The organism is Streptomyces kebangsaanensis, from assembly GCF_001906585.1.
GTDB lineage: Bacteria > Actinomycetota > Actinomycetes > Streptomycetales > Streptomycetaceae > Streptomyces > Streptomyces kebangsaanensis.
In genome coordinates, this window is the sequence record NZ_JUJA01000141.1 from 22,647 (window position 1) to 26,679 (window position 4,033).

Sequence of the window (4,033 nt, forward strand, 5' to 3'; positions counted from 1 at the left end):
CCCGCCTGGCCGCCGAGCCGCTGCTCGCCCGCGCCGCCGGCGCCCTCGACCCGGGCGACCTCGCCACCCTCGCCGCCCGCAGCCTGGCCGCGAGCGTCGTCGCGGGCCTGCTCGACGCCGACTCCCCCCTGATCCCGGCGGGCGACACCCGTGACGCCGTCACCGCCGGACTGGCCCGGACCCTGGGCGCGAGTCCCGGGGGCACGGAACGCGGGCTGCGCTCCCTGGCGTTGCGGACGGCCGGTGCCGCCGCCTCCCGTGCCGCCGTGCGCCGCCGGCGCGCCCTCACGGAGGCCGTCCACCCGGCCGCCGGCGACATCATGCGCTACCTCAGCCGCGGCGCGGCCGTCCGGGCCGGCCTGCGCGACCTGGTCGCCGGGCTCCAGCCGCCCGTCGCGCTGGTCGGGCACAGCCTCGGCGGCGTCATCGCCCTGGACACGCTGGTCTCCGCCCCGCTGCCCGCGGTCCGTCTGCTGGTCACCGCCGGCTCCCAGGGCCCCTTCCTCTACGAGTCCGGCTCCCTGCCCTCGCTCGAACACCCCGCGCCCCTGCCCCCGCACGTTCCCGACTGGCTGAACCTCTACGACCCCCGTGACCTGCTCGGCCACGTCGGCGCGGGACTCTTCCCGGGCCGTGTCACCGATGTGCCCGTCGACAGCCGCCAGCCCTTCCCCGCCGCGCACAGCGCCTACTGGTCCCATCCCGCGGTCTACCGGCACATCGTGGAGCGGCTGCCGTGACAGGCCCGGCGCCGTCCGCACCCCGGGCCGACCCGGCCCGCGTGCACGCCCTGATCGTGGGTATCGAGGCCTACGACGCCGGAGCGGACTGGGACCTGCCCGGCCCGGCCCGGGACGCCGTGCGCTTCCACCGGCTGCTGCGCACGGCCGGGGTTCCCGAGGACCAACTGCTCCTGCACCTGGCCCCGTTGCCGCCGTACGCACCCGACGTGCCGTACCGGGGCGCCGACCACGCCACGCTGCGCCGCGTCCTCGTGCGCGACCTGCCCGCGCGGCAGGGCGACGTCCTGTGGGTGTGGTGGGGCGGCCACGGCGTCCTCGACCGCGCCGACCGGCTCCGGCTGTTCTGCGCGGACGCCACCCCCGCCGACAAGCTCGCCATCGACCTGGACTCCGCGCTCGCCCGGTACGCCGGGGACGCCGTACCCGCCTTCGCCGAACAACTCTGGGTCGTCGACGCTTGCGAGACCTTCGAGGAGGCGCTCGGCTTCCGGGAGCAGCTGCCGCCCGACGCCCTGCCCGTCGGGCGGCACGACCTCGCCCACCAGCAGACCGTGCTGCGGGCCGCGGGCCGCGGCCGGGCCGCCGCCAACGACCCGGTACGCGGCACCGGGCTCTTCTCCGAGGTCCTGCTCGCCCTGCTGGCCGAACGCGCCGCCGTCCTGCCCGCGCCACCCGATCCGGAGGAACTGTTTCCCGCCGTCCGGGCACGCATTGCGGCCCACAGGGAAGCGGGCCGTACTCTGCAGCATCCCGAGATCCGGCTGCGGAGCCCCGAACGCACCGAGATCCTGCCCGCCCCGGCACCCCCGCCGGCACCCCCTCCGGGGCCCCGCCCGCTCGCACCGTTGCAGCGGGCCGTGGCGGCCCTCCTGGCCTATCCGCTGATGAACGACCCCGCCGAGCGGCAGGCGATGGTCGCCGCGCTCGACCCCTCCGTCACCGGAACGCTGGCCCGCCACAGCAGGGCCCGCACGGACGCCCTGAACATCCTCAACGGGCTCGCCCGGCGCCGCCCGGCAGCCCTGTGGGACCTGTTCGACGTCGTGGTCTCCATGGACGACGATCCGGAACGCGAGGAGGAACTCGCCGCCGCGATCAGGGACTTGGCGTCCTAGACAAAGCGGCCGAACGATTCCGAAGCGATCGGGTGGCGTGATCGTATGGTTTTCGACCCGGGCAGGAATGGCCATCATGAAAGGAACGGGGCATCGAGTGCCACCGTGCGAGAAGGGGGACGCACCTTGGACCAGCCGCCCGCTCCGGGCAACGCCACAGCCGCCGCCCGCGCGTCGGCCACCACGGCGGGCGCCGAGGTCTGGCAGTCGGATCTGGCGGATCTCGCGGCCCTGCCGCTGACCGCCGTGGACGGTCTCGCCCCGCTCCGGCCCGGCGCCCGGCTGCTCGACGAGGTCCTGCGCGCCCGCAGCAGCATGCGGGGAGGGGGCGAGCCGGGCCGGGCCGAATGACCCGCCCCCCGCCCGGCGCACCCGCTCGCGACGACCAGGTGCGCCGTGCCGCGGCTCCCCGCGACCGCCCCGACTGGAGGTCACCCGCGCATGTCCAGTGAGCAGCACCGGGACACGTTCCGGGTGCCCGCACACCTCTTCGCGGAACTGGCCGCGGGCGGCGGCTCCGCGCAGGCCGTCGCCGTCCTCGAGCGCGGGGAACGGGCACGGCGGCTGCTGCTCCTGCGCACGCTGCTGGACCGGCTCGAGCGACTGCCCACGCCGCTGACGCCGGCCGCCGAGGCGTGGCGCGTGCTGAAGGAGGCGGCAGAGCGGGCGCCCGGGCCGGTCGACCGGCTGCTCCTCGCCCCGGCGACCGGCGGCTGGATCGCCCACCTGCTGCGACGGACGCACGGCACCGCGACCGGCCCGCCGCTGTGGGTGGAAGCGGGCCACCTCAACGCCCTGGCCGTCGCGGCCTCCCTGTGCGCCGGCACCGGGACCGCCCTGCGGGTCGTCCTCACCGACGGCGCCCTCTTCCTGCCCGGCCTCGGACTCGCCCGGCTGCCGTCCGGACCCCGGCACGCCGAGGTCGGCCTGGCCCGCACGCACGCGGGTGAACTGACCCTCACGGGTCCGGAGGGCGACGCCGGCCCCGCGTTCCTGACCTGTCGCCCGACCACGGCACCGCTGGGAGCCGGACCGGACGCGCGCGTGGCGGCCGACGACGACAACGCGGGCTGGCTGCCCCTGCGCACCCTCACCCACCACGGCCCCGCCGGAGCCGTCGCCATCCCCCTGGACGACCTCGGCCCCTACCGCGACCTCGACGACCCCCTGCCACCGGCCCGGCTGGCAGCGGCGGAGGCCGCGGCGTGGCAGCGCCTGTTCGGCGAGGCCGCCGCGCTGCTCGCCGTGCCCGGCGGGACCGGTCCCGGGCGGATCGACCCGGCCGCGATCCGGGCCGTCGTGCCGTTCGGCCGCACCGGCCCCGTGCCCTCCGACCCGCCGACCACGCCGGTGTCGGCCTCCAGCGGCGACTCCTACGGCGGCATGGTGATCGCCCGTCCCGCCGCCGCGCCCGCGCTGGCCGAGACGCTGGTGCACGAGTTCCAGCACAGCAAGCTCGCCGCCCTGATCCACCTCTTCCCGCTGCTCGACGACGACCGGGAGGAGCGCTACTACGCCCCCTGGCGCGCCGACCCCCGCCACCTCACCGGCCTGCTGCACGGCGCCTACGCGTTCACCGGCGTCGCGGGCTTCTGGCGGGACCGTCTGAACGCCGCCCGGGACCCCGGGCAGGCCGAGACGGCCGGCTACCACTTCGCGCTGCGCCGCACCCAGAGCCGGCTGGTCGTGCGCACCCTGCTGACCAGCGGCCGCCTGACCGCCCAGGGCCACGCCCTCGTCTCGGGACTCGCCCGCACCCTGGACGGCTGGCTGCGCGAACCCGTGTCCCCGGCCGCGCTCGGCCGCGCCCGTACGGCCGCGGCCCTGCACCGCACGGAATGGCGGCTGCGCAACGTCGCCCCGGCCGCGGAGCCCGCACTCCGCCCGGACCGTACCTTCTGGCCGGACGTACGCACCCTCGCCTTCGCCGTCCGCCCCGCGGCTCCCCGCACTCCCGACGAGCACCTCGCGGCCGGGGACCCGGCGACGGCCCTCGCCGGATACGCCGACGCGCTCGCCCGGGACCCGGCCGAACCGCACGCCCTGGCCGGCTGGATCGTCGCCCGCGCCGTACTCGGTCCGGGCCGCACGGCCCGCCGCATGCTCGCCCGTCCGGAACTGCCGCGGCCACTGCCCGACGCCTGACACCGAACGGACGGCGGACGGCGGACGGCG

General features: G+C 77.2%; 4 protein-coding genes. All 4 read left to right on the forward strand.

Going from position 1 to position 4,033, the window contains the following annotated elements:
- Positions 1 to 740: alpha/beta fold hydrolase (locus tag RH94_RS44075; protein ID WP_234425919.1), on the forward strand; the 740-nt coding region annotated here is incomplete at its 5' end.
- The gene (locus tag RH94_RS20855) at positions 737 to 1,858 is read left to right on the forward strand and encodes an effector-associated domain 2-containing protein (RefSeq protein WP_073949034.1); all 1,122 of its coding nucleotides are present in this window, start codon (positions 737 to 739) and stop codon (positions 1,856 to 1,858) included. The genes RH94_RS44075 and RH94_RS20855, both read left to right, overlap by 4 nt.
- A 126-nt stretch (positions 1,859 to 1,984) precedes the next feature.
- The gene (locus RH94_RS20860; protein WP_073949035.1) at positions 1,985 to 2,209 is read left to right on the forward strand and encodes a hypothetical protein; all 225 of its coding nucleotides are present in this window, start codon (positions 1,985 to 1,987) and stop codon (positions 2,207 to 2,209) included.
- Between the two features lie 90 nt (positions 2,210 to 2,299).
- Positions 2,300 to 4,003: an aKG-HExxH-type peptide beta-hydroxylase gene (locus RH94_RS20865; protein WP_073949036.1), complete on the forward strand. Its 1,704-nt coding sequence runs from the start codon at positions 2,300 to 2,302 to the stop codon at positions 4,001 to 4,003.
- The last annotated feature ends 30 nt before the right edge of the window (positions 4,004 to 4,033 follow it).